The sequence below is a fragment of the Pontibacterium sp. genome, assembly GCF_964228735.1.
Classification (GTDB): Bacteria; Pseudomonadota; Gammaproteobacteria; order Pseudomonadales; family Balneatricaceae; genus Pontibacterium.
In genome coordinates this window covers 1-25,815 of sequence record NZ_CAXRBQ010000039.1, presented here as the reverse complement: position 1 = coordinate 25,815, position 25,815 = coordinate 1, and the positions used below count along the sequence as shown (strand labels likewise).

General features: G+C 53.6%; 22 protein-coding genes. 15 read left to right on the top strand and 7 right to left on the bottom strand.

Annotated features, from left to right (window positions below; translation table 11 throughout):
* The 5 genes from ACEQ15_RS04040 to ACEQ15_RS04020 form a co-directional block, all read left to right on the top strand.
* The coding region (locus ACEQ15_RS04040) for an efflux RND transporter permease subunit (protein ID WP_370277771.1) at nt 1–2,443 on the top strand (2,443 nt) is incomplete at its 5' end.
* Nucleotides 2,444–2,463: 20 nt separating this feature from the next.
* Nucleotides 2,464–3,765, top strand: a complete 1,302-nt coding sequence (locus tag ACEQ15_RS04035) for a TolC family outer membrane protein (RefSeq protein ID WP_370277770.1) — start codon at nt 2,464–2,466, stop codon at nt 3,763–3,765.
* 190 nt (nt 3,766–3,955) lie between these two features.
* Nucleotides 3,956–5,074, top strand: a complete 1,119-nt coding sequence (locus ACEQ15_RS04030; protein WP_370277768.1) for an efflux RND transporter periplasmic adaptor subunit — start codon at nt 3,956–3,958, stop codon at nt 5,072–5,074.
* A 21-nt stretch (nt 5,075–5,095) separates the two neighbouring features.
* Nucleotides 5,096–8,152 (top strand): efflux RND transporter permease subunit, encoded by a 3,057-nt coding sequence (locus tag ACEQ15_RS04025; RefSeq protein ID WP_370277767.1) that lies wholly within the window; start codon nt 5,096–5,098, stop codon nt 8,150–8,152.
* 429 nt (nt 8,153–8,581) lie between these two features.
* Entirely contained in the window at nt 8,582–9,442 is an 861-nt protein-coding gene (locus ACEQ15_RS04020) for a hypothetical protein (RefSeq protein WP_370277766.1), read from the top strand.
* A gap of 27 nt (nt 9,443–9,469) precedes the next feature.
* Here ACEQ15_RS04020 and ACEQ15_RS04015 read toward each other — a convergent pair whose 3' ends face one another.
* The 4 genes from ACEQ15_RS04015 to dcd all read right to left on the bottom strand — a co-directional run bounded on the left by ACEQ15_RS04015 (nt 9,470) and on the right by dcd (nt 12,536).
* On the bottom strand, nt 9,470–10,114 hold the full coding sequence (locus ACEQ15_RS04015; protein ID WP_370277765.1) for an HAD family hydrolase: 645 nt from the start codon (nt 10,112–10,114) through the stop codon (nt 9,470–9,472).
* A gap of 98 nt (nt 10,115–10,212) precedes the next feature.
* Nucleotides 10,213–11,013, bottom strand: a complete 801-nt coding sequence (locus tag ACEQ15_RS04010) for a hypothetical protein (RefSeq protein ID WP_370277764.1) — start codon at nt 11,011–11,013, stop codon at nt 10,213–10,215.
* Between the two features lie 288 nt (nt 11,014–11,301).
* On the bottom strand, nt 11,302–11,946 hold the full coding sequence (locus tag ACEQ15_RS04005) for a hypothetical protein (protein WP_370277763.1): 645 nt from the start codon (nt 11,944–11,946) through the stop codon (nt 11,302–11,304).
* Nucleotides 11,947–11,969: 23 nt separating this feature from the next.
* On the bottom strand, nt 11,970–12,536 hold the full coding sequence (dcd, locus tag ACEQ15_RS04000; RefSeq protein ID WP_282354304.1) for a dCTP deaminase: 567 nt from the start codon (nt 12,534–12,536) through the stop codon (nt 11,970–11,972).
* Between the two features lie 405 nt (nt 12,537–12,941).
* On the opposite strand from dcd, the gene ACEQ15_RS03995 reads away from it, so the two are divergent.
* The gene (locus ACEQ15_RS03995; RefSeq protein ID WP_370277762.1) at nt 12,942–13,925 is read left to right on the top strand and encodes an IS110 family transposase; all 984 of its coding nucleotides are present in this window, start codon (nt 12,942–12,944) and stop codon (nt 13,923–13,925) included.
* Between the two features lie 41 nt (nt 13,926–13,966).
* Here ACEQ15_RS03995 and apbC read toward each other — a convergent pair whose 3' ends face one another.
* Nucleotides 13,967–15,046, bottom strand: a complete 1,080-nt coding sequence (gene apbC, locus ACEQ15_RS03990) for an iron-sulfur cluster carrier protein ApbC (protein ID WP_370277761.1) — start codon at nt 15,044–15,046, stop codon at nt 13,967–13,969.
* Nucleotides 15,047–15,311: 265 nt separating this feature from the next.
* Between apbC and ACEQ15_RS03985 the strand changes: the two genes are divergently transcribed.
* The 6 genes from ACEQ15_RS03985 to ACEQ15_RS03960 all read left to right on the top strand — a co-directional run bounded on the left by ACEQ15_RS03985 (nt 15,312) and on the right by ACEQ15_RS03960 (nt 21,425).
* Nucleotides 15,312–16,604: a GGDEF domain-containing protein gene (locus ACEQ15_RS03985; RefSeq protein WP_370277760.1), complete on the top strand. Its 1,293-nt coding sequence runs from the start codon at nt 15,312–15,314 to the stop codon at nt 16,602–16,604.
* A gap of 182 nt (nt 16,605–16,786) precedes the next feature.
* The gene (locus ACEQ15_RS03980) at nt 16,787–17,407 is read left to right on the top strand and encodes a LysE family translocator (RefSeq protein ID WP_370277758.1); all 621 of its coding nucleotides are present in this window, start codon (nt 16,787–16,789) and stop codon (nt 17,405–17,407) included.
* A gap of 80 nt (nt 17,408–17,487) precedes the next feature.
* Nucleotides 17,488–17,751 carry a hypothetical protein gene (locus ACEQ15_RS03975; protein ID WP_370277757.1) on the top strand — a complete coding sequence of 88 codons (264 nt, stop codon included), beginning with the start codon at nt 17,488–17,490 and terminating at the stop codon, nt 17,749–17,751.
* A gap of 35 nt (nt 17,752–17,786) precedes the next feature.
* On the top strand, nt 17,787–18,671 hold the full coding sequence (locus ACEQ15_RS03970) for a patatin-like phospholipase family protein (protein WP_370277756.1): 885 nt from the start codon (nt 17,787–17,789) through the stop codon (nt 18,669–18,671).
* Nucleotides 18,672–18,755: 84 nt separating this feature from the next.
* Nucleotides 18,756–20,039 carry an MFS transporter gene (locus ACEQ15_RS03965; RefSeq protein WP_370277755.1) on the top strand — a complete coding sequence of 428 codons (1,284 nt, stop codon included), beginning with the start codon at nt 18,756–18,758 and terminating at the stop codon, nt 20,037–20,039.
* Nucleotides 20,040–20,390: 351 nt separating this feature from the next.
* Nucleotides 20,391–21,425: a GTP-binding protein gene (locus ACEQ15_RS03960; RefSeq protein ID WP_370277754.1), complete on the top strand. Its 1,035-nt coding sequence runs from the start codon at nt 20,391–20,393 to the stop codon at nt 21,423–21,425.
* An 85-nt stretch (nt 21,426–21,510) separates the two neighbouring features.
* Here the strand turns inward: ACEQ15_RS03960 and ACEQ15_RS03955 are convergent, their stop codons facing one another.
* On the bottom strand, nt 21,511–21,897 hold the full coding sequence (locus tag ACEQ15_RS03955) for a DUF2750 domain-containing protein (protein ID WP_370277753.1): 387 nt from the start codon (nt 21,895–21,897) through the stop codon (nt 21,511–21,513).
* 258 nt (nt 21,898–22,155) lie between these two features.
* On the opposite strand from ACEQ15_RS03955, the gene ACEQ15_RS03950 reads away from it, so the two are divergent.
* The gene (locus ACEQ15_RS03950; RefSeq protein ID WP_370277752.1) at nt 22,156–23,586 is read left to right on the top strand and encodes a DEAD/DEAH box helicase; all 1,431 of its coding nucleotides are present in this window, start codon (nt 22,156–22,158) and stop codon (nt 23,584–23,586) included.
* Nucleotides 23,587–23,659: 73 nt separating this feature from the next.
* On the opposite strand, the gene ACEQ15_RS03945 is transcribed toward ACEQ15_RS03950, so the two are convergent.
* A complete protein-coding gene (locus ACEQ15_RS03945; protein WP_370277751.1) occupies nt 23,660–24,616 on the bottom strand; it encodes a bile acid:sodium symporter family protein in 957 nt (318 codons plus the stop codon).
* Nucleotides 24,617–25,115: 499 nt separating this feature from the next.
* Here ACEQ15_RS03945 and ACEQ15_RS03940 point away from each other — a divergent pair, with 499 nt between their 5' ends.
* Both ACEQ15_RS03940 and ACEQ15_RS03935 read left to right on the top strand, forming a co-directional pair.
* Nucleotides 25,116–25,364, top strand: coding sequence for a type II toxin-antitoxin system prevent-host-death family antitoxin (locus ACEQ15_RS03940; protein ID WP_370277750.1), 249 nt, complete (start codon nt 25,116–25,118; stop codon nt 25,362–25,364).
* Nucleotides 25,354–25,644, top strand: coding sequence for a type II toxin-antitoxin system RelE/ParE family toxin (locus ACEQ15_RS03935; protein WP_370277749.1), 291 nt, complete (start codon nt 25,354–25,356; stop codon nt 25,642–25,644). Before ACEQ15_RS03940 ends, ACEQ15_RS03935 begins: the two co-directional genes overlap by 11 nt.
* Nucleotides 25,645–25,815: the final 171 nt, after the last annotated feature.

Here is a 25,815-nt window from a genome sequence, read left to right as displayed (position 1 = left end):
GGAAGCGGCGCTGGAAGGCCAGAACCTGGAGGTCCCTGCCGGTCGTATCGAATCCCGCGAGCGTGAGTTCACCCTGCTGACCAAAACCGATCTGAACGATGTGGAAGAGTTTAAGAACATCATCATCCGCAACGATGACGGTTACCCGGTTCGCATCAAGGACGTAGCACGTGTCGAGATCGCCCCGGAAAACAGCCGCCAGATCTCCCGTTATAAAGGAGAGAGCGCCGTTGCCCTGGGTGTTGTTAAACAGTCCACCGCCAACCCGCTGGACGTATCCCGCGATATCCGCGCCAAGCTGGAAACCATCAGCGCCAACCTGCCGGAAGGCATGGAAGTGGAAGTGGCATACGACTCTTCCATCTTCATCGATGAGTCGATCAAGTCTGTATACCAGACCCTGGCTCAGGCGGGTGTGCTGGTAATCCTGGTACTGTTCTTCTTCCTGCGTAACGTGCGTGCCACGCTGATCCCGGTGGTCACCATTCCACTGTCTCTGATCGGTGCGTTCGCGATGATGTACCTGATGGACTTCAGTATTAACACCCTGACTCTGCTGGCGCTGGTGCTGGCGATCGGTCTGGTGGTGGACGATGCAATCGTAATGCTGGAGAACATCTACCGTCACGTGGAGGAAGGCCTCAGCCCGGTGCAGGCAGCCTTTAAAGGCGCGAAAGAGATCGGCTTTGCGGTCCTGGCAACGACTGCCGTATTGGTAGCAGTGTTTGTACCGGTGGTGTTCTCCGAAGGCCGCACCGGCAAGCTGTTTACCGAATTCGCCCTGACCCTGGCCGGTGCTGTGGTGGTATCCACCTTTGTGGCACTGAGTCTGTCACCGATGATGTCCTCCCGCATGCTGAAGCATGAGAAACGCCACAGCGCTGCCTTCAACCTGATCGAAGGTTTGCTGGTGGGCCTGACCAACGGTTACCGCGACCTGTTGAGTAAACTGCTGCGTTCCCGTCTGCTGGCGCTGGTGATCATGGGTGCGAGCATGGGGGGTGCTTATTACTACTCCATGCAACTGCCGCAGGAACTGGCCCCGTACGAGGACCGTGGTGATATCCTAGTCTTCGCCATGGCACCGGACGGCGCATCGGTGAATTACATCGATCGCTACTCCCGCCAGATTGAAGGTGTGGTAAGCCAAGTGCCGGAATCCGACCGTTACTTCTCCATTGTGGGTTTCCCGGCGGAAACCAACGCCATGACGTTTGTTGGTCTGGACCGCTGGGAAGATCGTGAGCGCAAGCAGCAGGAGATCTCCCAACAGCTGACGCCACAGCTGTACGGCGGCATCACCGGTATCATGAGCTTCGCGCTGGACCTGCCATCTCTGGGTCAGAGCTTTATCTCCCGTCCGGTTGAGTTTGTCGTGAAGTACAACGGCAGCTACGACGACCTGAAGAACATTGCCGACCAGATTATGGGCAAGATCCTCGCCAACAAAGGCCTGATGCAGCCGGACAGCGACCTGAAGCTGAACAAGCCGGAACTGCAGATGGACGTGAAGCGTGACAAGCTGTCCGAGATCGGTATCGATGTGTCTACCGTCGGCCGCACCCTGGAAAGCTACATGGCTGGCCGTGAAGTCACCCGCTTCAAGCGTAACGGCGAACAGTACGAAGTGATCGTGAAGGTGGCCGACAGTGAACGTCGTGATCCAAGCGACCTGACGGAACTGTACGTGCGTACGCCACAGGGAGACATGGTACAGCTATCCAACCTGGTCGACGTACAGGAAACCGTGGCACCGCGTGAGCTGAACCACTTTGATAAGGTGAAAGCGGTGAAATTCCAGACCCTGCTGGCGCCGGGTTACTCCCAGGGTGAAGCGCTGACCTATCTGGAAGAAAGCCTGAAAGAGATCGCACCGGACGCCACCTTTGACTTCACCGGCCCTGCCCGTGAGTTCAAGCAGTCCAGCAACACCCTGATGGTGACCTTTGGTTTGGCGATCATCTTTGTGTTCCTGGTGCTGGCGGCACAGTTCGAAAGCTTCAAGAACCCGCTGATCATCATGCTGTCAGTACCACCGGCGATCTTCGGCGCACTGCTTGCCTTGAAGTACAGCGGGGGTTCCTTTAGCGTATACAGCCAGATCGGTCTGATCACACTGGTTGGCCTGGTAACCAAACACGGTATTCTGATCGTGGAGTTTGCCAACCAGCTGCAGGATCAGGGACGCGACCTGCGCGAGGCGATCATTGAAGCATCCGCCCTGCGCCTGCGCCCAATCCTGATGACCACCGCAGCAACCGTACTGGGCGCTGTACCACTGGCGATCGCTTTTGGCGCCGGTGCTGAGTCCCGTCAGCAGATCGGTTGGGTGATTGTGGGTGGTATGACCTTTGGTACGCTGCTCACCCTGTTCGTCATACCAACCGTCTATAGTTATCTGGGTAAACGAACTTACAAAGAAGTTCAGCCCGAAGAAGTGTAACGTTGCATAAGGAAGCACACGTGAAAAAAACACACTTACTCTCCGCATCCGCTCTGCTTGCTCTGGCGCTCCAGGGCACGCAGACCAATGCGGCCGCGTTGGCTGATATCTATCAGCAGGCGCTGGCCAACGACCCGCAGCTGAAATCTGCTGAAGCGACCTACCTGGCCGGTGCAGAAGCGGCTCCGCAGGCCCGCGCAAACCTGCTGCCAACCATTCGACTGGCCGCCAAAACCACCTCGACCGAAACGGACACCACTGAATTCCACAATAACGGTTACACCGTCTCCCTGAGTCAGCCGCTGTTTGATGCCAACGCCTGGTTCAACTTCAAGCAGGGCGAAGCTCAGTCCGAACAGGCTCGCCTGACCTTCGAACAGGCGCAGCAAAACCTGATTCTGCGTGTGGTGGAAGCCTACCTGAACGTGCTGCGTGCGCAGAACAACCTGGAAACCACCCAGGCGCAGGAGCGTGCGATCAAACGTCGTCTGGATCAGGTTAACGCCCAGTTTGAAGTGGGCCTGATCGCGATCACCGACGTACAGGAAGCTCAGGCATCCTACGACAACGCCCGTGTGGCCCGCATCGAAGCGGAAGGTGATCTGGAAAACAGCTACGAAGCGCTGGAACGTCTGACCGGTCAGGAAGTGGGTAAAGCAGACCTGCTGAAGGAAGACTACCCGGTTCAGACTCCGACGCCGGAAACCCCGGATCAGTGGTTGGACAAAGCATGGCGCGGCAACATTGGCCTGCGTGTCGCCGATGCGGCGGTTGAAGCCGCCCGTCGTTCCGCCCAGGCGGCCCGCTCCAACCACTTGCCTACACTGAGTCTGGATGCGAGTTACGACTACGACAACGGTACTGCAACGGCCGACAACATCAACGACACCAACACCATCGGCCTGACCTTCAGCTTGCCACTGTACAGTGGTGGTGCCACCGTATCGGCCAGCCGCCAGACCGAGCAACAGATGATTGCCGCCCAGCAGGATCGTGAAGACACCCTGCGTGCGGTGACCCAGTCTACCCGCAGTTTGCTGCGTGACCTACGCACCGACGTGCTGTCTGTACAGGCACGGAAGCAGAGCATCAAGTCCAGCGAAACCGCGCTGAAAGCCACCGAAGAGGGTTTCAACGTCGGTACCCGTAACGTGGTGGACGTACTTAACGCCGAGCAGCAGCTGTACAGCGCACAGCGTGATTACGCCAACGCTCGATTCGACTACGTCTTCAACCTGTTCAGCTTTAAGCAGCAGGTGGGCAGCCTCAGCCCCGAAGACCTGAACGCACTGGATCAGTGGCTGGAAAGCCCACAGCAGTAAGCGTTTGTCTCAACCACGGAGCTGATCAGGTCTGATCCCTGACGGACGCCGTACAAGAAAAGGTAGCGATCACCGTCGCTGCCTTTTTTTATGCTTTTACTCAGCAAGATTCAGCGTTGGCGATCAGAATTCCCCCTTACTGTGAGCTAACCTGAATAGAACGTAATTTGTCAGACAGGACGGCATTACCATGCGACTGACGTTAGCTTCTCTGTTTATCGCAACCGGCATCATTCTCTCCGGCTGCCAGGATCCGGAAGTCACCGCTCGACCGGTTATTCCCAGCGTAAAATTTGAAGAGGTCGGCGCCACCTCCGGCAGCCGTATCCGTCAGATTTCCGGTGTACTGGAATCCAGTAACCGCTCCGAACTCAGCTTCCAGGTATCGGGACAGGTCGAACAGGTGCTCGCCAACCTCGGTGATCGAGTCACCCAAGGCCAGGTGCTCGCCACACTGTCCACCAAGGACTATCAACTGACGCTTTCATCCCGTCAGGCCAAGCTGCGTAACGCCCGCGCCAACCTGAGCGAAAAACAGGAAGACTTCAACCGCAAGAACAGCCTGCTGAAAAAAGGCTTCACCAGCGCCACCGTCGTGGATCAGGCCCGTGCTGCGCTGGAATCTGCCCGTGCCGAAGTAGACGTAGCACGTTCTGATCTACGTAATGCCGAACTGAATATGACCCGTACCACGCTGAAAGCCCCCTTCGATGGCAAGATCTCTCGCCGCGAAGTGGAGCCCTTTGCCGAGATCAGTGCCGGTCAGATGCTGTTTGAGATTCAGGGCGAGAACAGCCTGAAAGCGCGGGTTCTGGTGCCGGAAACCCTGATCCGAGAAGTCAGCTACGGTCAGCCAGTAGACGTGGAGTTCCCCACCCTGCCCGACACCAAACAGAAAGGAGTGGTGAGCGAAGTCGGCTTCCAGGTGGCCACCGGTAACGCCTTCCCGGTACGCATCGACCTGCTGCAGGCCAACGATAAACTGCTGCCGGGTATGACCGCCAAGGTCAGCTTCCTGTTTGGTGAAAACCAGAGCGATACGCCGGTATATCTGATCCCACTCTCTGCGATTGATATCCGCAGCACCACCAGCGACAAGGGTCGGGCCAACCGGGATGATAACGATCCAGTACCGATCTTTGTGTTTAATCCGGAGTCGTCCACGGTTGAGCGCCGTTTCGTGAAAACCCGCGACATCCGTCACAACAAACTGGAAGTGGTGGAGGGCCTGAACGCCGGTGAGAAAGTGATCATCGCAGGTGTCGCCTTCCTGCAGGATGGCCAGAAAGTGCAGCTCTGGCAACCGTAAGCGGACAGGGAGAATCAGACCATGGGACGCTTAACCGCCTTTGCCATCGATAACGTCCGCCTGACGATGCTGCTGATCGCATTCATTGTCATCGCGGGTATTTCATCCTTTCTCAACTTCCCCAGCCAGGAAGATCCGGAGATCACCATCCGCACCGCAGCGGTCACCACCCGCATGCCCGGCCTCAGTCCCGAGCGGATGGAGAACCTGATCACCAAACCGATCGAGCGGGTTCTGAAACAGATCCCCGAAGTAAAGGAGATCCGCAGCACCTCCACCACCGGCCAATCGGTGATTAACGTTGAAGTGGACGATCAGTACTTCGATCTCGATCCGATCTGGCAGGATCTGCGCAATAAGATGAGTGATATCAAACGCGACCTGCCGAGCGATGCGCAGGGCCCATTTGTAAACGACGACTTCGGCCGCACCGCGTCCGCCACCGTGGCGATTGTGGGTGACGATTTCAACATGGCCGACATGCGCACCATCTCGGAAGACCTGCAGGACGAATACAGCGCACTTAAAACCGTTGCCCGTGTAGATGTTCTGGGCTTGCAGGAGGAGCGAATCTGGCTGGAGATGGACCCGGTTCGCCTCGGCCACTACCGAATCTCGCCTTCCCAGATTACGCAGGCACTGAGCAATCAGAACATCATCCTGCCTGGCGGTGATATCGATGCAGACGGTGTGACTATTACCATCGAGCCGTCCGGTAACTTCGAGTCAATCGAAGACATCAAGCTGCTCACCATCGCCACCAGCGATACCGAGTTTGTCTACCTGCAGGATCTGGTGAACATCCGCCGTGGCTATGTAGAACCGGCCCATCAACCGGCGTTTTACAACAACAGCCCCGCCGTGGTGTTGGCAGTATCCATGGTCGCCAATGCCAATATCTTCGAGTTTGATAAAGCGGTACACACGCTTACTGAGAAGATGCAGCAGACCGTGCCGCTGGGTGTGGAACTGCACTTCGCCACTTACCAGCCAGTAATGGTGGAGAAAGCGATCGACGGCGCCACCAGCAACCTCTACCAGACCATCGCCATTGTACTGGCCGTAGTAATGATCTTCCTGGGATTGCGCACCGGTCTGATTGTGGGCTCGCTGGTACCTCTGGCAATCCTGCTGTCACTGCTGGCAATGGGTGCACTGGATATCCCGCTGCAGCGCATGTCGATTGCGGCAATCATCATCTCACTGGGCCTGCTGGTCGATAATGGCATAGTAATCGCCGAAGACATTCAGCGCCGTTTAGGGTTGGGTGAAGACCGCCGGGATGCGGCTGTAAACGCCTCCGATTCTCTGGGGGTGCCACTGCTGACCTCCTCTCTGACGACGATTCTCGCCTTTATGCCGCTGATGCTGGCGGAAGATGTGATGGGCGAATACCTGCGCTCGCTGAGTCAGGTAATCATCACGACCCTACTCTCCTCCTGGTTCCTGGCGATCTTTGCCATTCCATGCCTGTGTTACTGGCTGCTCCCTGCCCCTAAAGCCAATACCGACGAGCAACAGGAACCATCAGAGAATGGATTTGTAAAAGCCTACCGTGGCATTGTGGCTGCAGTTCTGCGCTTCCGCTTTGCCTTTATCGGCTTGATGGTCGGCATCTTGGTGGTTGCTCTGTACGGCTTCAAGTTCATCGATCAACAGTTGATGGCCGGTTCAGACCGCAACCAGTTCCTGATCTACCTGAACCTGCCTGCCGGCAGCACCACCGATGAAACACTGGCTGTCACCAGTCGCCTCTCCAACTGGCTGGGTGACGAGGGGCAGAACCCGGAAGTAGAAAGCAACATATCCTACATCTCCAGCGGTGGCCCACGCTTCTTCCTTGCGCTGCAGCCGGTTGATCCTGACCCAAGTAAAGCATTCCTGATCGTGAACCTGGAAGAAGGTAAACCGGTTGATCCGGTTGTGGCACGCACCAACCGTTTCATCAAAGAGCAACTTCCGGAAGCCGATGGTACGGCTAAGAAGATGTGGCTCTCCACGACAGAAAAAGGCTTGGTGGAATACCGCATCAAGGGTGAGAGCATTACCGAGCTGAACCTCATTGCTAATCAGATCGAAGCGGCCTTCCGTGCCATTCCAGGCGCCCAGAACATCAAGAATGACTGGGAAACACCGACCATCAAGGTGCGTGTTGAAGTCGATCAGGCCCGTGCCCGCCGTGCAGGTGTAACCTCCGAAGAGATCGCCCGCGCACTGAACGCCTATTACAAGGGTGTTGAGGTGAGTAACTACCGCGAAGGTGACCAGTCGATTCCGATCCTGCTGCGTGGCGATCAGCAACGCAATGACCTGGACCGTTTGCGCACGCTGGAGCTGTACTCCACCAGCCAGTCCACTCCGGTTCCGTTAATTCAGGTGGCTGACTTTATCGGCGAGGTACAACCCAGCCGTATCAAGCATGTGGACCAGAAACGCACCATGATCGTTTCTGGCAAGCATGTGACGATGAGTGCGAAAGAGCTGCACGCAAAGATGGAAACCGCCCTGAACGCAATCAACCTGCCTGCGGGTTACGAGATCGAACTGGGCGGCGAAATCAAAGGCTCCGAAGAAGCCAACGCGGCGCTCTTCCAGTACATGCCACACTGCCTGGCACTGATCGTAGTTCTATTGGTATGGCAGTTTAATTCGTTCCGTCGCCCGGCGATCATCATGCTGACAATTCCACTGGTACTGATCGGCGCGAGCGCGGGTCTCCTGGCCACCGGCACCGTGTTCGACTTTAACGGCATGCTGGGTGTGTTCAGTCTGGCGGGCATTATCATCAACAATGGGATCGTGCTGATCGACAGGATCGAGCTGGGTTACGACCAGGGCGACCAAGGCTTTGATGCGATCATCAACGCCTGCGCCGAACGCCTGCGTCCGATCCTGATCACCACCCTGACTACTATCCTGGGCCTGATCCCGCTGGCGGTATTCGGTGGCGAGCTATGGCGCTCTTTGGGTGTAGTGATGATCTCCGGCCTGGCTGTGGGTTCGATCCTTACCCTGGCCTTTGTACCAGCCCTGTATGCGGTGATGTTCCGAGGGCGTATGGTTAAAGCAGAAGCCTAGCTCCTGTCCTAAAAATGGCTGGTTACCCAGCCATTTTTATATCTTGCAGGTTGGGTCGAGCGTAGCGACACCCAACACTTTTACGTCGATAAAGTGGATTATGTTGGGTGTCGCATTGCTCGCCCCAGCCTACCAATCCAAGCCTAATGACCGCTCCTTATCCTGCTGTATTGCGCTAAGCTGTTCATACGGACACTATAACCTGGACACGTACTGGGTTAGCTCATCTCAATCGTTATGAATCTTGCCAAGCGATTTTGCCAGTTATCAATAATGCTATTGCTGTTCACTGGGCCAGTCTGCGCGCAGGAGATTCTGGTACTTAATTCCCCTGGCGCAATCTGGGAACAAGGAATCCGCTCCAGGATTAATCAGGTCAATCGCTTCTTAGGTGATCATTTCCAGCCTATCCCACAATCAGTCAGGGTTGTGCGCACGCACGGCACACCGGAATACGACCTGTCGTTGAAGTTGTTGCTGCTCGATGAAGCGTACATACCCGTCGAGCTGTTTCATGAATACGCTCACGCCCTGCTCGATAGCTTCCTGCTTGAGCGCTCACCGGCAATCCAGTACTACCAGTTGCGTAAACGGATTCGTGATGCCGATGTGGATACAACGATCAGAGAACTGCAGAGAGAGATTGAGGATGACAGTCGTTACCTGCTCAAACTGAGGGCGAAAGGCTACACACAGATGGAGAGCAATCTGGCGAAAGCCATTGAGGGTTCCAGGCTGCTTCTGACAAAGCTGAAAGATGCCCGCCAGATCGACCAGAAACTCAGCGTGATGTTTCCCCTTTATAGCGGGAGGACAACACAGCCGTCTTTATACCGGGTGATCGCACCCTATCACGAACTGTTTGCCGACACCCTGACAACGCTTGTCACCGGTCAGTGGGAATCCATCTACATGGCCCAGCTAAACACAATCGAGAAGGATGACTTTGAGCTGGGATTCAGCAATAAATCCCCGGCAATGGACAACGATACCTATCTCAACTTCCGCTCGTTTAAAGCCGGTATAGACTTAAAGGACTACCGCTTCAGCGATATGGAAGGGCAAAGCGTCTATACCCAGTTTGCACCGACTCGCTCCTATATCCGTCGCTTGGCGGAATCCAGCTACGCGACAGCAAAGGCAGATCTGCTGAGCAAACTTGCTACCGCTATCGCCGAAGAGATCGAAAACCGCCTACGCAGCCCACAGCACTACGAAATGAGCTTGCGGGAACAGAATCAACGTCTGATCAGCAAACTCGCCGCTGTTACCGATATTGATCATTGGTGAAAACCAAAGGAAATAGCTGCGATTCGGTTAATCCTCTAGCCCGATGAAACGTGTGGCGATCTCGATATCCAGATAATCCGGCATTGCCTGGTGGTGCTCCACTCTGTCCCCCAGCAGCACAAAGTTGTAATCCAGTTGCCGGGACGCGGTTTTATCCCAGGCGGCATCACCAAAATAGGTACGCGAGAGCAAAGGCTGGTCTGCTGCACGCGCTTCCGCGATCTTCATAATCTCAACCCGGGCGATATGGTCGGAAGAGGTCGCCAGTGCAATACCGCTCACATCCAGCCCTGCAGCCTCGAGCTTTATCGTTGCCGACTCATACCAGCCACCTGTGGCGATGGCCAAGACCACATCTTCTCGCTGTTTCAGGTGTGCCAAAAACTCGATTGCACCAGCGATAGGCTCAACGCTATTACTCTCGAGATACAGGGTGAGATTTTGCATAAAACTCGCTTTGATCTGCGTTTCCAGTACAGCGCGATCAGGCCGGAAACTTGGCTGGCTCAGAATCTCATCAAGGATGCCGGCGTCGGTCACGTGGGGATAACGCTCCCAACGCGAGTCGATCTGAATCCCCAGTACTTCGTCGATGGCCGTGAGAAAGCACTGCTCGTCAATGTCATAGGATTCAATCAACGTTCCGTCGATATCAAACATCACCAGATGCATTCCGTGACCTCTTTTATGCTTTGGTTCTTTAAACCATAGGCCATAAACAAAAACACCCCGCATCTGCGAGGTGTTCTTTTTATTCGATTTCGATCGGCTTAGTGCACAATCGTTTTCTCATCCGGATCGGATGGGATGATCACATTGCCGTGACTATCAACAGCAAGCACACCCTCTTTTGCTCCCAATTCCAGAAGCTCACCCAGCAGCATACGGGTCAGGTGACTGCTGATAATCAGGCCTGCCGGCGGGTCACCCTCAAACAGGTCTTCGTCGATCAGGTCATCCGGGCGCAGACCCAGCAGCAACGGATTTTCCATCACCAGCGGCGCGATGTCCTGCGGCGCAAATACCGAGTAGTCAGAGGAGATCTGCAACGCTTTCTGATAGGCATCACTGGAGCACTGCTTAAGCGCCTGCAGATAGGCTTCCTCGGCGCTACCAAACAGCTGGCTAAGTTCACTGATACCGGGTTTAGTCAGGTTCTGACGTGCGATTTCGGATTGACTGAAGTCCACGAGAATCGGGTACTGGGTGTCCTGACTCAGCTCCTCTTCATCCACCAGGATGTTGTCGCTTTCGTCCACCTCAATCCATTCATGATCAACTGCAACCGAGAGTAAACCTTCCAGTGCGGCAGCCAGGATATTGCTACAGATGATCACCCCCACCGAGGGATTCTCCTGCTCCTGCTTGTTCATGATCAGGTTACCGGCACGCGCCGCCAACAGGGTTGGGTCCTGATCAACGATCTCTGCCAGGGTATCGCAATCCAGAAACAGTTTCTCGTGACAGAGCTTCTCTGCCGTCAGGTAGGGCTGAGTAAACCCGTTTTCCCGCATCCGCTCCAGATACTCTATACGTACTTCATCCAGAATCTGTGTCAGCAAACCGCTCATCATCGCTCCTCAAATCAAGGCTTCTAGATTAACAGAGGTGGCAATCCGACCCTAATCTTTCTTTGAGTATGGCCGATTAAATTAATGTGGCACACATTTAACGTCGAGGAGGGAGTTTTGATGTACGTTTTTCACCACGCCAGCAGCGCAGATACCATCGAAGTTCAGGAAGGGGAAGGCACCGTTTTTATCCCATCGGATAACTGACGGTTTGCAGATCGTGTAGATAAGAAAACGGCCAGCAAAGGATGTACTGGCCGTCGTCTTCATTCGACTACACGCTACCGATCAGTGCAGCGTGATACCTACCGGGCGAGAGTCAACTTTGATGTCGTCGAAGACTTCACGCAAGCGCTTCAGCGGCACAAAACCGAAGTCTTCCGGTGCGGCCGGTTTCTCAAACCAGTCCAGCGCCCAGATGCGGGTCATCAGCTCGTACTCACCGATCAGTGCGTCCAGGAAGATCATCACCGCTTCAACGCGTGGATCCATATCCAACACCTTCGGCACATCTTCCATGTAGATTTCCAGGTGCAGACGGCCGTTTACCTGACGCAGGCTGAACCAGAAATCTTTGATCTCACACAGCTCATCCCCCACGTGCACGTGTGTTGGCACAGGGTCGTAGCGGTGGTTGAACGCCTTAAAGTTAATACCCTTCACATTCGGAGCAGCACCAATCAGGCTCAGCACCGTAGCGATGGACTCAGGGAAACCGTCACAACCAAAGATCATCTCCACCGGGCCTTCAGACTCGTCGTCACGCTCGAAGTGGAAAGTCAGGTTGCGGTCAATCTTCTGTAGCTGATCACGGTACTTCTTCAGCAGAGAATCTGCTTCAAAGCGGTCGTCAGAACGGCTAACCAGCAGCTGGTCGATAGTCTTCTCCAGCTGCTCCCAGAATGAGGCGATGTCTTTACGCGTTTCTTTCATTAATCTCAATTACAGGAGTGTTATCAGGTACGAGGAACAACGACGCCGGTCTGTCCCTGATATTTACCGTCGCGATCCTTATAAGAGGTTTCGCACACTTCATCAGCGCCCAGGAACAACATCTGTGCCACACCTTCGTTGGCATAGATCTTCGCAGGCAGAGGCGTGGTGTTAGAGAATTCCAGTGTTACGTGGCCTTCCCACTCTGGCTCCAGAGGGGTTACGTTTACGATGATACCGCAACGGGCGTAGGTGCTCTTACCCAGACAGATAGTCAACACATCACGTGGAATTTTGAAGTACTCGACGGTACGCGCCAGCGCAAAAGAGTTTGGCGGGATAATGCAGACGTCAGACTTCACATCAACAAAGCTGTTCTCGTCGAAATCCTTTGGATCCACAACGGAGGAGTTGATGTTAGTAAAGATCTTGAACTCATCTGCACAACGTACGTCGTAGCCGTAGCTGGAAGTACCATAAGAGACGATACGACCGCCGTCGGTGTGACGAACCTGATTAGGCTCGAACGGTGCGATCATTTCGTGCTCCTGCGACATCTTACGAATCCAGGAATCTGATTTAATACCCATGTAGAGTTCCGTTTAACAAAGTCTGCATACAAAAAAAGAGGCGGTATTCTACCTTTTTTCCATAAAAAAAGCCGCAATCAATCGTGACAAAATCGCGGCTTTTACATGAACATTTTTTGACCAGCGGTGAGTTTTACGAAAAATCACCCCGTAGGTTGGCCATCACATCGTGATGCCCAACGTTATGCAACGTGTTGGGCATCGTTTACACGATGGCCAACCTTGTATCTCTCCTCCAGCTCTGTTTGATTAGACAGAGCTCCCCAGTCAGGTGAGCCAGTGGCTAACCTGAGTACCTGATACTGAGACGTAGATCGGGCCCCTGGCTGGCTTCTTATTGCACTGAATGGTATCCAAGCGCACCTAATCTGGGATGACGCTGTATGTACAAGGGTAGTGGCAAGAATGGATGTAATGATTGGTGTTGATGTCAGCAAAGCAAAACTGGATTGCTTGTGGCTAAAAGACCTGCAAACCCTCAAGGTCAAAACCAAAGTGTTAGCCAATACGGTTGACGGATACGAAGCGCTCATCAATTGGGTGCTGAAAAATACCGGCGTAAAGCTGTCTGACTGCCGCTTCGTCATGGAGGCGACGGGGATTTATCATGAGGCACTGGCCTATTACCTGTACGAAGCCGGAGCAAAGGTGTATGTCGTAAATCCCGCACGGGTACGCGACTTCGCCAGGAGTCTTGGTACACGAAGTAAAACCGATAAGAAAGACAGCATGATGTTGGCCCGCTTTGGGGCGGTGAATCCACTTCGGCTCTGGCAACCGGAAGCGCCGGAAATCCGTACATTACGTGCTCTGCTTGCCCGCTTGGACGCATTAGAGAAAGACATCCAGCGCGAAAAAAACCGCCTCGAAAAAGCGGAAATCAGTCAGGCGTCTGCGCAGGTCATCGAATCGATCCAACTCATGTTGTCGGCATTGAACCAAGGGAAACGGCGCCTGGAGCAGCAGATCAATGACCACATTGATCGCCACCCGAAACTCAAACAGGACCGAAAACTTTTAGAGTCGATCCCGGGAGTGGGACCGGTGTTATCACGTGTGATGATGGCGGTGATACGTAGCCGAAACTTCGATAATGCCCGGCAATGTGCGGCCTATCTTGGCCTGAATCCCATCCCATGGGAATCCGGCAGCAGTGTCAAAGCACCGCCTCGCATGAGCAAGGCAGGCCCTGCACTTGTTCGTGCAAAGCTGTACATGGGGGCAATCGTAGCGAGCCAATGGAATCCTGATGTTAAAACTCATCGCGAACGTATGCTGGCGCGTGGAAAAAGTAAAATGTCTGCGCTAGGGGCGGCGATGCGCAAGCTCGTGCACATCTGCTTTGGTGTCTTGAAACAGCAAGTGAAATACATACCTCAAGCTGCCTAATCAACAGCTTGAGGTGAGTATGGAGAGATGGTATCTACGGATCAGTCTTCCTCTACGGAGATATTCGGGAAGGATACCGGCGCAGCTTTACCACGTACCGCCAGGATCGCACCGACCTTACGGGCGATATCACGGTACAACTCAGCTTCTGCGCTTTCTGGATCAGACAATACAGTTGGATTACCCGCATCCACCTGCTGACGGATCGACAGGGACAACGGCAGGTTGCCCAGTAGTTCGGTGTCGTACTGCTCGGAGATGCGCTCACCGCCGCCTTCACCGAAGATGTGCTCGGCATGGCCACAGTTGCTGCAGATGTGGGTGCTCATGTTCTCCACTACACCCAGCACCGGGATATCCACTTTGCGGAACATCTCTACGCCCTTCTTCGCATCCAGCAACGCAATATCCTGTGGCGTAGTCACCACAACCGCCCCCGCGACTGGCACTTTCTGGGACAGGGTCAGCTGCACATCACCGGTACCCGGTGGCATATCCACAAACAGGTAGTCCAGATCTTCCCACAGGGTTTGGGTCATCAGCTGCTGCAGGGCGCCCGCAACCATCGGGCCGCGCCATACCATCGGTGTATTTTCGTCGATCAGGTAGGACATCGACATGGACTGAATGCCGTGGGACACCACCGGTTTCATGTGCTTGTCACCCACCGGCTCAGGGCGCTTACCTTCCACACCCAACATCAGGCCTTGGCTCGGGCCGTAAATATCCGCATCCATGATGCCCACTTTGGCACCCTCGGCGGCCATCGCCAGTGCCAGGTTTACGGTGGTGGTGGACTTACCTACCCCGCCCTTGCCAGAGGCAACAGCCACGATGTTTTTTACCTGAGCCATATTCGGCAGCTGATGCTGACCGGCATGTGGCAGGATGTTGGTGCTGAACTCAACCTCAGTACCTTCACCCAGCGCGGCCTTTACCTGAGCACGAATATCATCCTGCGTACCGGCACACGGATAAGGAAATTCCAGCGCAACAACGCGCTTATCGCCCGCGTTGCGAACCTCTTTCAGGACACCAGCACTCACCAAATCCTGTTTAAGGTAGGGATCCTGAATCTGCTGAAGTGCGGTTTCTACCTGGGCCTGTTCCGGTGCTGTCATCGTTTGCTCCGCTGTCCGTTTCTTACCGAAGAGATTGGAAAACATACTCAACTCAAAATAATAACCAACCAATTTGGTAGGAATTATGCGACCTGAATCTGCTTAGGTCCAGACATTTCTATATCTCTGTTTTAAAGGCCCTTTATATTGTGCGACAATCGACCAGATACACATTCAATAACGGCCTGACACACCAGCTGTATCGGTAGTGAGCAGAGCGGTCTTCAGCGCCGGTTACACAGAAGTTAGTTGCACCCGGTATTACATGATTACAACTATTCCGCTGCACAAAAAGCTGAAGCAAGTGATGCACCGCGCCCTGCTGGTGTGCGCATCTGTCACGGTTATCCTGTTTCTGCTACACAATCTGTTCTACGCCCAAAAGGCGTTAGAAAAAGAGGGTGAGTACCTCACCGGTATTGTGTTTGACCGGCTCTACAGCTCGATGATGACCGGCTGGGACAAGCACAGCATCGACCAGATCTTCACCGATCTGAACGCCCGCGCACAGGATATGACGCTGGAACTGCACCGTTCTGAGATGCTGGAAAATCAGTTCGGCCGGCGCACCACCGATACCCCCACACCTGAACAAAGCGCGTTCCTGACCTCACAACAGGGCAAATCGCTGATTGAGTATCACTGGGAAACCGGGGTTACCTACACCAAGCGCATTCACCTGCGTGAAGAGTGCCTGGCCTGTCACACACAAGGTACCGCCGGGGCAACCGCGGGTATTCTGAGTGTGACCTATCCGTTTTCATCGGTGCGTGTCAGCCTTTCTGGCAGCATGATGGCCACCTTCCTCAGCCTGATCTTTGCGATCACCTTCTGTTACTGGCTGTTCAAGCGTTTCATGGCCTCTCAAATCGAGGAACCGGTAGAGCGACTGGTGCACCAGATCAACCGCATCTCCAGCCATGACGATCTGGATAAAACCGTGAACATCCAGAGTGAGATCCGCGAGATCCAGCAGATCGAAACCGCCTTTAACCAGAAGAATGGCCGACTCAAGGAAGCCTATCGAGAGGTCGCCCACCTCTCCGTCACCGATACTCTGACCGGTCTGTATAACCGCAACAAGCTGGCGGAAACCCTCGCCGAAGAGATCTGCCGCTTTCAGCGGCATGGCCAGGGATTTGCCCTGGCGATGATGGATCTGGATGGCTTTAAGCAGATCAACGATGTCTATGGCCACGATGCAGGTGATATTGCCCTGGTCGAATTCGCGAACCTGATCCGCAAAAACCTGCGCCCAACCGATACCGCCATTCGACTGGGTGGTGACGAGTTCCTGGTATTGCTGGGGCATACCAACCGGGAACAGGCACAACACTATGTGGACCGCATACAAACGCAGGTTAACGGTCACGCAGTAAAATACGGTGATATTGAATTTACTCTCGCCACCAGCGTGGGTTTGGCCTGCTGTAATGAAGACGGCCAGGACGGTGAAATCCTGCTTCAGGGTGCAGACCAGGCGATGTACCAGAACAAGCAGAATCGTAAAAAGGCACGAAAAAACCATCCGCACACAGTAACAGAGGAAGCGGTCTGATAGACCGTTTCCTGTCTCTTCTTCTAACTCACACCGCACACCTGGACTGGTCTAGGGCCACCTCCACGCGATAAAAGACAGCTATCTGATTCCGTCCTGAATCTGGGAAATTTACACCTTATTCTCCCCTGATCTCTGTAGTAGACTCGCCTTTTTGCTAAAGATCTAAACCTGAGGTAAGGATGTCTCTCGCACTGCTGTCCCTGTTTATCCCCACGTTTTTCTTCGTATCCATCACACCGGGGATGTGTATGACACTGGCACTCAGCCTGGGGATGTCCGTGGGCGTGCGACGCAGCCTGCATATGATGTGGGGTGAGCTGATCGGCGTAGGTCTTGTAGCCTCCGCCGCTGCACTGGGTGTCGCAGCCCTGATGCTGCAGTTCCCGGAAGCCTTTATCGTGCTGAAGCTGGGTGGCGGTGCCTATCTGGGCTGGCTGGGCATTCAGATGTGGCAGTCAAAAGGCAAACTGGTGATGCCTGAACCGGGTGCGGAAGTGGTGGTTCAGGGCAACATGCAACTGGCACTGAACGGCTTTATCACCGCCATCGCCAACCCTAAAGGCTGGGCGTTCTTTGTCACCCTGCTGCCTCCGTTTCTTGATCAGAGCCAGCCCCTGGCGCCTCAGCTGAGCGTATTGGTGGCGCTGATCCTGCTGCTGGAGTTTATGTGCCTGCTGATCTACGCCAGCGGCGGTAAAGCGCTGCGCCATCTACTGATGGATCGGGGTAACGTGAAACTGATGAACCGCATCGCTGGCTCTCTGATGATAGGTGTGGGTATCTGGCTGGCCGTGGGCTAACCATCGACCCCGCGCATTGGCAGTTGCAGATCGAAGCCGGTAAAGTACCGGCAAGATTTAACGCATTAAGGACCTTCATCATGAAGAAGCAACTGCTTTGCGGTGCCCTGCTTGGCGCCCTCTCTTTCACTGCACACGCAGGCCTGTTCGACCAGATCGCCACCGGCACCTGGGAATCCGTTGAGCCAACTGCAGCCTACAAACTGGAAACCTACGGCTACAACGTGCGTGTGTACGAATGGACGCCGAAGGACAACCCAAATATGCGTTGTGTGTTTGTCGCGGGTGAGACCAACTCTACCGGTGTGGCGTGTTATCCGGTAGACGAGAAGAAACAGCAGTAATTTAACTCAATCGCACCGGAGGAAAGGAAAACCTTATGAATAATCAACAAGGAAAAACAGTTTCTCTGGTGCTGGGCAGTGGCGGCGCCCGTGGCCTGGCCCATATCGGTATCATCCACTGGCTGGAAGAACACGGTTATCAGATTCGGTCCATTTCAGGCTGTTCGATCGGTGCGCTGATTGGCGGTATTTATGCAGCGGGCAAACTTGATGAGTACGAAGCCTGGGTACGTGCTATTGGCCGTTTGGATATCATCAACCTGCTCGATCTCTCCTGGAATAACAGTGGTCTGATCAAAGGTGACAAGATCATCGAAACCCTCACCGAACTGGTGGGTGATATCAATATCGAGCAGCTGCCCATCCACTTCACTGCCGTTGCTGCAAACCTGGATAACAACAAAGAGGTCTGGCTGGATCGTGGACCACTATTCGATGCGATCCGCGCCTCTATCTCCCTACCCCTGTTATTCACCCCATTCGAAATGAATGGTGATCGTCTTATTGATGGCGGTGTACTCAATCCGGTTCCTATCGCACCAACCTTCAGCGATCAGACCGATCTCACCATCGCCGTAAATCTCTCGGGTGAACCGATGATTGAGACACCTAAGGAGAAGAAACCCGACGTATCTCCGGAGTCACTGCCGCTTCACCAGCGTATCAGTAGCTATATCAACGATCTGACCGATTCGGTGTCGAACCGACGCTCATTCGATTTGGACGCATATGACATCGCGCACCAGGCCTTTGATGCGATGCAAACGACTATTGCGCGCCAGAAACTGGCCGCTTATCCACCTGACCTGACCATCGATATCTCACGCAATATCTGTAGCACCCTGGAGTTTCACCGTGCCGCAGAGATGATCGAGCTGGGCTACAACACCGCTGACCGTGTTATCCCACAACATATTTAACTGAAAGGCATTAAGAGCCCCGAGAGGCTGAATTGCGTGCCATTATTACTGATAGTCTCCTCTGGTCAGGCGAGAGTATTCAGGATGGCGCACTCCCCAGACAAACGGTCTATCTGGTCCTGGGCCTTTTATGATTGGGCCAACAGCGCATTTGCGATGGTGGTGATCACCGGCTTCTTCCCGCTGGTCTTCAAGCAGCACTGGGCACAAGAACTACCCGCCACCGAAAGCACCTACTATCTCGGGCTGACCAACTCAGTCGCGAGTCTGATCGTTGCATTGCTCTCACCACTACTGGGTGCCATTGCCGATCAACTGGGCAAGCGCAAAGGCCTTCTTATGGTCGCCGCGTGTTTGGGGATAGTGGCATCCAGCGCACTTTATGGGGTCACACAAGGACAGTGGCAGTTGGCGGCATTGGCTTACCTTATCGCTATTATCGGCTTCTCTGGCGGTAACCTGTTTTACGATTCCCTTTTGTGTGTCGTTGCCCCTAAACAGCAGGTCGACCGGATCTCTGCTCTGGGTTTTGGATTGGGCTATCTCGGAGGTGGACTGCTTTTCGCTGCCAACGTCTGGATTGTACTGCACCCCACTGATTTTGGCTTCGCTACGAGTATCGACGCGATGTTGTGTGCTTTTGTGCTAACCGCAGTCTGGTGGCTGTTATTCAGCATTCCCCTCATCCTGTTTGTGAAAGAGCCAGATGGATCCGGGAAAAATGCATCGGAAGGTATCCGCGACGCGGGCAGACAACTGCTGACTACCATCAAACAGATCCCCAAGCTGCCCCATACCTTTATGTTTCTGCTGGGTTATTGGCTCTACATAGATGGCGTAGACACCATCGTACGCATGGCCACGGACTACGGGCTGGCGATCGGCTTGGAGTTCAGCGACCTGATCAGCGCCCTTTTAGTCACCCAGTTTATCGGTTTCCCCGCTGCCATTGCCTTTGGCCGGATCGGTGAACGGATTGGCGCCAAGCACGGCATCCTGATCGCCATCGGTATCTATATCCTCGTCACCATCTACAGTTACTGGATGCATGAGGCCTGGCAGTTCTACCTGCTGGCTGGGGTGATTGGATTGGTACAGGGTGGCGTGCAGGCATTAAGCCGGTCGCTTTATACGCGGCTGATTCCCGCAAACCAGACAGCTGAGTTCTTTGGCTTTTACAACATGGTGGGTAAGTTTGCGGCGGTGATTGGGCCGTTACTGGTTGGCTGGACGGCGCTGGTGACCGGGGATCATCGGGTGGCGATTCTTTCCGTGTTGGTGTTGTTTATTGCCGGGGCACTCTTGTTGGTTCGGGTGAACGTGACGGAAGGCACCAGGCAAGCAGGGCTTGTGGAACCGCGGTATTGATAGGGATATTAGGTTCTATCTGGCATTCTCGCCACAGGCGAATCCACTTGTAGGTGGGTCGAGCTATCGGCGACACCCAACACATAGGGGCCCAAATACGTTGGGTGTCGCTTCGCTCGACCCAACCTACCTCTCTGTTAGACGATGCGAAAGACTGTGCTTCCTTGGCGCACAATGGCTTTCCTTTCATTGGCACAACAAAAAGCATGTCGGAATACAGATAACCCTCACTTTCAAAATTCTGCAAACTATTCGCGAACTCTACCGATCATAAAGCGACACTCAGGTTTGACCTGATGTTGTATAACCCTGATGATGACCGCGGCTGTTACAGAATAACAAAGAGACATTATGAACGAGCAACTCCAATCTATCCCGACCAACATCATCACCGGATTCCTTGGCGTCGGAAAAACCACGGCAATCAATGCATTGCTGGCTAACAAACCTGAGGGTGAATCCTGGGCCGTGTTGGTGAATGAGTTTGGTCAGGTCGGGATCGACCAGGAGATGCTGCCCGATCAGGACGGCCTGCATGTTAAGGAGTTGGCGGGCGGCTGCATGTGTTGTGCGATGGGCGCTTCCCTGAAAACAACACTGACGATGCTGATTGAGCGTGCTCAGCCCGACCGTCTGATTATTGAGCCCACGGGTATTGGCCACCCAGAGGGGATTATCGATACCCTCATGGGTCCCTCCTTCAAGGATCTGCTCGACCTGCGTGCAACCATTTGCCTGCTAGACCCACGCTTGCTCGAACAGGAAGAGGTCATCGGAAACGAAACCTTTCAGGACCAGCTCAACCTGGCTGATGTGGTACTGGTTAACAAATGCGACCTGGCAGATGAGGCGCTGATAGAGATCGCCGAAACCAGTCTCGGCAACATGTTCCCGCCTAAGCAGCATGTCGGCCGGACCACTCAGGGTGTGATCGATCCTGCTCTACTGGACCTGGTGCGAAATGGTCAGCTCAGCGCCCAGTTCCCGAACGCGCATAATGCTATCCACCACCATCATCACGATTACAAACATGATCATGGGCATAAACACGAAGCAAAGCCCGAAGCCCAACCAGAACCCGGCAAACCGATCCGCAAAACCGGCAACGGTAGCGGTTTCTTCAGCAGCGGCTGGATCTTTCACCGAGATGACTGCTTCGATTACTGGGAGCTGGAGAAGATCCTTAATGGACTGAAAGGGATCAACCGCATTAAAGGCGTGATCCGTATTGGTAGCGCATGGGTGTTCTTCAATCGAGTTCAGGACGAACACGATTTTGATAAGGTCGCCTACCGCCGCGACACCCGTATCGAGATTATCAGCCCACGTGCGTTAGATTGGGAACAGATCGAACAGGATATGATGGCCTGCCAGATAGAAGGCTGATCTTCCACTGTCTCCCGTTAGGAAATCCTAGTTGTAAGTTGGGTCGAGCCAAAGGCGACACCCAACCTACAGCAGCAATTAGCGCTTATTTATCCGCGAGTTTGCGCGCTTTCTTCTCCAGCGCTTTATCCAGTTCTTCTGGATAAACCACCAATCCATCCTGTTCTTCGATCGGACAGATCACCACCGCAAAACCGTCCTCTTCCAGACCACCGGTCCAACGGCTGTGCCATTTTTTAAGCGAGATCGCTTCGGCCTTACAATCCGACCACTCACCGGTTGCCCAAGCTTCCGCCAGCTCTTTAGACGGCCATACCGGTACACAGTCTTCGTCGTCAGTGTTCAGCATCACACTGCCGTACTCATCGGTCAGAATCCAGATCTGCTTGTGGGTCGCAGCTTCACTTACAAAATGGCTGTAGAGCTGCTCGGCGTTGTATTTCTGGATGGTTTCGAGGTCTGGAGTGGTCATAGCAATTCGTTACGTTGGAAAAACGCAAAGCATATCGGAAATGGATGAGCGGCGCTTGAAGAATTTGGTACCGATACGCCGAAATCCACCTTAAACAACAATCAAGGTAAAGCAGTTAGAGCAGAGGCATCATAAATAGTGCACAATACGCGGCTTGGCCTTTTACAGATCCAGCCTTCACATATTCACCCAGTATTTTTCAGGACTCATAGCGCCGGTACGGTAACGCTGAGCCCTTTCTACATTTGAGAACAACCTATGACATTTGCCGATCTCGGCCTCTCTCCCGCTATTCTTGATGCCGTTGCGGATCAGGGATATGACACGCCATCTCCAATCCAGGCCCAGGCGATACCTGCCGTAATCGAAGGCCGGGACGTGATGGCTGCCGCGCAAACCGGCACCGGTAAAACCGCAGGCTTCACCCTGCCGCTGCTGGAACGTTTATCTGGTGGCCAACGCGCCACTGCCCATCAGGCGCGCGCACTGGTCCTGACACCTACCCGCGAACTCGCCGCTCAGGTTGGCGACAGCGTTGCGACCTACGGTAAGCACCTGCCGTTGCGCTCCACCGTGGTATATGGCGGCGTGAAGATCAATCCACAAATGCAGGCACTGCGCCGTGGCGCGGATGTGTTGATCGCAACACCGGGGCGTCTGCTGGATCTCTACAACCAGAAAGCGGTGAAGTTTAACCAACTGGAAGTGCTGGTACTCGACGAAGCCGACCGTATGCTCGATATGGGTTTCGTCCACGACATCCGCAAAATTCTGGCCGTACTGCCGAAAGACCGGCAGAACCTACTGTTCTCAGCAACCTTCTCTGACGAGATCCGCACGCTGGCAAAAGGTTTGGTACGAGATCCGGTCGAGATCTCCGTGACTCCACGCAACACCACGGCGAAAACCGTGAAGCAGTGGATCTGCCCGGTAGATAAGAAAAAGAAATCCGCCCTGCTCACCCAACTGATTACCGAGCACAAGTGGACGCAGGTGCTGGTATTTACCCGTACGAAACACGGCGCCAACCGCCTGACCCGTCAGCTTGAAAGCAAAGAGATCAGCGCATCAGCGATCCACGGCAACAAAAGCCAGGGCGCGCGTACCCGAGCACTGAACGAGTTCAAAAACGGAAAACTGCAGGTACTAGTGGCTACCGATATCGCCGCCCGCGGTCTCGATATCGATCAGCTGCCACAGGTGGTGAACTTTGACCTGCCCAACGTCCCGGCTGACTACGTACACCGTATCGGGCGTACCGGCCGTGCGGGAGCAACAGGGCAAGCAGTTTCTCTGGTCAGCGCCGACGAACACAAACAGCTAACGGATATCGAAAAGCTGATCGGCAAGCTACTAACCCGTGAAATCATCCCCGGATTTGATCCGGTGCATGTCCTGCCCGAGTCACGTCTGGATACAGGGAAGAAGCGAGTTAATAAACAGAAAAAACGCCGTCCACCACGCGTTGAACACAGTGATGGGCAGCGCTCAGGTGAAACAGCTCGCGGGCATAAGCCAACAGGCAAAAACAAGAAGCACGTGAAAAAACCAGCGACATCCGGTGAGGGTCAGAAGCTAGGATCTCGTGGCGGGAAGAAAGCTGCGCCAGCTGGTAATACCGAAGCACCGAAACGGAGAAGACGTCGTCGTTCTTCGGCTGCAAAACCCGTGAACAATACCTCCCGCTAAACATATCCGTAGGGTGCGTTAGCAAAGCGTAACGCACCTTCTTTCCGGAAAGATAAAGCACAATCCAACTTAGTTAAGCTTCGGAATAGGCAACCGATTGAAATCGCCGCAGGACGAAGTTGAACGCCGGAATTGCCAACACCCAGGTCAGCTCACTCAATACCATGAAGAAGATGGTATCTGCCGAGAAATAGACCAAAGCCAGATTGATTCCTACCGCTGTGTTGTTAGCGCCAGAACTGAAGGAATAACAGACTTTATCTGCGCGCTTACCCTGTCGACCTGTAAACAGCCAACCAAACACGTAAAAGAGCAAGAACATCAAACTCAGTATCGCGACAACGACAGCAAAGGCGTTGTAGCTTGAGAGAAATTCTTCTCGTTGTTTGGATATAACAACGGCAATAATAATGCCCAAAAATACCACCGACACAAAGGCGTTATTGCGTTCGATAAAGGGTTTAACCTGCGGCCGAACGGAGGTGAGAGCGAAGTAAGCGGCAAACGGCACCAGGATGACAGATGTCAGGGTATAGAAGATCCCTAACAGTTCAATCTCGGTATCAGAATGACTTAGCGCAAACACCATCGGCACCACAACCGGTGCTAACAAGCTGGATGCCAGCATAAGCAGGAACGCAAGCGATACATTGCCCTTCTGTGTACTCACAAACACCGGCGTACTTATTCCGGCTGGCATGAGCGCCAGAAGCAATATACCCACTGCATATTGAGGCACCACCAGATTAGCCAGGTAAAACATCCCAACGGGAAGCGCAATAAAGCGGGCTAGATAAAAGGCTGAAACCTCTTTCACAGAGATCGCTTTAATTTCAGACAGCGAAATTTTAGAACAGAGGAAGAACACGATAATCCCCAGCAGAACAGACACAACGAAGTTGGGCACGTGTTCAATACCGGGGACGGTCATCCCCACAATCAGTGAAAGAAAAAGAACTAAATTAAAGTTACGCTCTATAAACTTCTTCATACAAATCTCACCAGCACCGAAAACCGACAGTGCATCCATCTCTCCGAGATGCCCTCAAATAAAAACCTATTACAAGAACACCCTGCCGATTAATGGATGATTAGGTCCATCCGCAGGGTGCGTTGTAACGCACCAGCCAAGCCATACCTTCCGGTGCAATACGCTTCGCTATTGCACCCTACGTTCTATCAATGTGATCTGACGGATACGTCGCTCTGGTCTTATGTGCTTATTAGCAACATAGGCTTCAATCGAGAGTCAGCGCCAGCCCCAATCTGAACTCAAATGTAGCGCCAGCAAGCAGTTCCAGTTGGCGCCGATCATAAGTCATGCAACGGCAACAAGGGAAGTATTGATAAAATGAGTTCCACACTCCCGACTTGAACAATGAAACACAGTACGTCGCCTATCTGGCGGTGCAATACGCGTTGCTATTGCACCCTACGATCATCCCAACTGTATGCTCCTCCAACACTTGCTGAACAGAAAACACACAACTAAAATGACCAATTATTAGACCTTAATTAAGACCTAAATTATGACCACACGAATCCTGGCCGACGTTGCAGCAAGCATCACGGAACTGAAGGCCAACCCTATGAAAGTGGTAAAAAGCGCAGAAGGAGAGCCGGTTGCGGTGCTGAGTCACAACGCCCCGGCATTTTATTGCGTACCCGCTGAAGCCTATGAAAAGCTGATGGACAAGCTTGATGATCTGGAGCTACTGGCCATCGCTAAAGAACGTGAAAACGAAGAAAGCGTGCCAGTATCTCTCGATGACCTATAACCTTCAGTTCGAGAAAAGCGCGCTCAAAGAATGGAATAAATTGGGTGCGCCATTAAAAGCACAGCTCAAAAAGAAGCCCTCCGCACGGCTTAATAACCCGCATGTTCCCGCCTCTAAACTGTCTGGTGGCAATAACCTGTATAAGATCAAGCTACGCCAATCCGGTTACCGGCTTATCTACAAAATTGAAGATGATGTGGTCATAGTTACGGTGATCGCGGTAGGTAAACGAGAGCGTGGCGATGTTTACCGAGATGCTCTGAAAAGAGTGAATGACTAGCGCCATCCGTAGGGTGTGTTGTACGCACCTTTCAGCTAAATGTGGCTTTTGGTGCAATACGCTACGCTATTGCACCCTGCTCTCTTAACTAATAACGTCTATTTCTCGCAATACCGCCAAGAGAAGCCTATCCAAAACCCTCTGCTGCAATATAAAGTAAGGCTCGCTCAC

Excerpts from the sequence above, each read along its gene's own strand:
- ACEQ15_RS04030 (WP_370277768.1), top strand. The coding sequence starts at position 3,956 with ATGCGACTGACGTTAGCTTCTCTGTTTATCGCAACCGGCATCATTCTC.
- ACEQ15_RS04025 (WP_370277767.1), top strand. The coding sequence starts at position 5,096 with ATGGGACGCTTAACCGCCTTTGCCATCGATAACGTCCGCCTGACGATG.
- ACEQ15_RS04015 (WP_370277765.1), bottom strand. The coding sequence starts at position 10,114 with ATGCATCTGGTGATGTTTGATATCGACGGAACGTTGATTGAATCCTAT.
- ACEQ15_RS04010 (WP_370277764.1), bottom strand. The coding sequence starts at position 11,013 with ATGAGCGGTTTGCTGACACAGATTCTGGATGAAGTACGTATAGAGTAT.
- ACEQ15_RS04005 (WP_370277763.1), bottom strand. The coding sequence starts at position 11,946 with ATGAAAGAAACGCGTAAAGACATCGCCTCATTCTGGGAGCAGCTGGAG.
- dcd (WP_282354304.1), bottom strand. The coding sequence starts at position 12,536 with ATGGGTATTAAATCAGATTCCTGGATTCGTAAGATGTCGCAGGAGCAC.
- ACEQ15_RS03995 (WP_370277762.1), top strand. The coding sequence starts at position 12,942 with ATGGATGTAATGATTGGTGTTGATGTCAGCAAAGCAAAACTGGATTGC.
- apbC (WP_370277761.1), bottom strand. The coding sequence starts at position 15,046 with ATGACAGCACCGGAACAGGCCCAGGTAGAAACCGCACTTCAGCAGATT.
- ACEQ15_RS03985 (WP_370277760.1), top strand. The coding sequence starts at position 15,312 with ATGATTACAACTATTCCGCTGCACAAAAAGCTGAAGCAAGTGATGCAC.
- ACEQ15_RS03980 (WP_370277758.1), top strand. The coding sequence starts at position 16,787 with ATGTCTCTCGCACTGCTGTCCCTGTTTATCCCCACGTTTTTCTTCGTA.
- ACEQ15_RS03975 (WP_370277757.1), top strand. The coding sequence starts at position 17,488 with ATGAAGAAGCAACTGCTTTGCGGTGCCCTGCTTGGCGCCCTCTCTTTC.
- ACEQ15_RS03970 (WP_370277756.1), top strand. The coding sequence starts at position 17,787 with ATGAATAATCAACAAGGAAAAACAGTTTCTCTGGTGCTGGGCAGTGGC.
- ACEQ15_RS03965 (WP_370277755.1), top strand. The coding sequence starts at position 18,756 with ATGGCGCACTCCCCAGACAAACGGTCTATCTGGTCCTGGGCCTTTTAT.
- ACEQ15_RS03960 (WP_370277754.1), top strand. The coding sequence starts at position 20,391 with ATGAACGAGCAACTCCAATCTATCCCGACCAACATCATCACCGGATTC.
- ACEQ15_RS03955 (WP_370277753.1), bottom strand. The coding sequence starts at position 21,897 with ATGACCACTCCAGACCTCGAAACCATCCAGAAATACAACGCCGAGCAG.
- ACEQ15_RS03950 (WP_370277752.1), top strand. The coding sequence starts at position 22,156 with ATGACATTTGCCGATCTCGGCCTCTCTCCCGCTATTCTTGATGCCGTT.
- ACEQ15_RS03945 (WP_370277751.1), bottom strand. The coding sequence starts at position 24,616 with ATGGATGCACTGTCGGTTTTCGGTGCTGGTGAGATTTGTATGAAGAAG.
- ACEQ15_RS03940 (WP_370277750.1), top strand. The coding sequence starts at position 25,116 with ATGACCACACGAATCCTGGCCGACGTTGCAGCAAGCATCACGGAACTG.
- ACEQ15_RS03935 (WP_370277749.1), top strand. The coding sequence starts at position 25,354 with ATGACCTATAACCTTCAGTTCGAGAAAAGCGCGCTCAAAGAATGGAAT.